This is a genomic window from Streptomyces sp. NPDC051907 (genome assembly GCF_040681075.1).
Taxonomy (GTDB): Bacteria; Actinomycetota; Actinomycetes; order Streptomycetales; family Streptomycetaceae; genus Streptomyces.
On sequence record NZ_JBFAYB010000248.1, the window covers coordinates 1 to 1205 of the forward strand.

Sequence of the window (1205 nt, forward strand, 5' to 3'; positions counted from 1 at the left end):
TAATTTCTTCGCTCTCATTAATAGTGCTGACATAGAAACATTCCATTTATTTCTTAAAGATAAAATATATTGTAAAGTCAAGTTATCACTATCCACATCTGTCCTAAACTCCTCTGAAGGCAACAGAAACGCAGAAGCAAAATCATTCGCTTCTTGCTCCATATTTCTATACTCAATAGGCTCTAAATCTTGAGGATTTATTATTCCTGAATGTAAAATCCAATGTCCTAATTCGTGCGCTGATGAAAATTGTCTTCTAAAAAAATCTGTTTCCTTATTTTCAAGAAAAATTATATAATACATTTCCTCTTTAAATTTTTCCATTCCACCAAATGCATCAACTTTATCCATTGTATGAGGAATATCACAAACTAAAAATCCTTTTCTCTCTAATAGATTAACCATATTTGCTATTGGTTTAGAGCCGATCCCCCAATACTCTCTTAAATTTTGTGCTATTTGCTCAATGTCTTTCTTTTCATGTAAAATAGAAATTTCCTTTAAAAAATCTTTATCTACTTCCAATAAAGGAAAGTCAAGATAATCTTCTAAAAAGCTCCTATAAAAGTAGGCAAGTTTTTTCAGTGACTCCGTTGGTGATTTCTGTTTCTGAGTTGCCGTAAAGCGTGACCTATAGAATGTTTCACTCTTTTTTGGAACTGATGAATCTTTTCCAAAATAAAAATTTAGAGGAAAACCCAACTCTTTTACAATTCTAAACAAAGTTTCAGCTGGTGGTTCTGACTTCCCATTCTCATATTTTGAAACCATTTGCTTTGAGACTCCAAGAATGCTAGACAACTCTGTAATTGAATAAGACCTAAAATATCTCGCTTCTTTCAATCGTTCTCCATTAAATGCTTTCATTTTTTCAATTCCTAACTAATTTTCTTCTTTTTTTCTTTAAGTTTAATCTTAATTGGCTCTTCAGAAACAGCCCCTGTTGTTTTACTAGTTGTAACTGGACTAGGTAATATTCTATCAGGAATTATTTCTTCATCTATAAAATCAAGATGAGCATTTATAGTAACTAGCGTAACACTACCCGTTTTCGTATCTCGTCTAATAACAAACACATTACCTAAATTTTCATAAAATTCTCCATACATAGACTTGCAAACCTCTTGAGAATGTTTGATTTCATTTTCAAAAACTGACTCATCATCCTCAAAAAGAGCTACTTCACTATTAGAAGCAAAATTAAA

The 1205-nt window shown here is 31.3% G+C and carries 2 protein-coding genes; both read right to left on the reverse strand.

What is annotated here, in order from left to right:
- A partial coding sequence (locus tag AB0M39_RS42145) for an XRE family transcriptional regulator (protein ID WP_365374529.1) occupies positions 1–867 on the reverse strand: 867 nt, incomplete at its 3' end.
- 11 nt (positions 868–878) lie between these two features.
- Positions 879–1205, reverse strand: a 327-nt coding sequence (locus tag AB0M39_RS42150) for a hypothetical protein (protein ID WP_365374532.1), incomplete at its 5' end; no start/stop codon positions are given.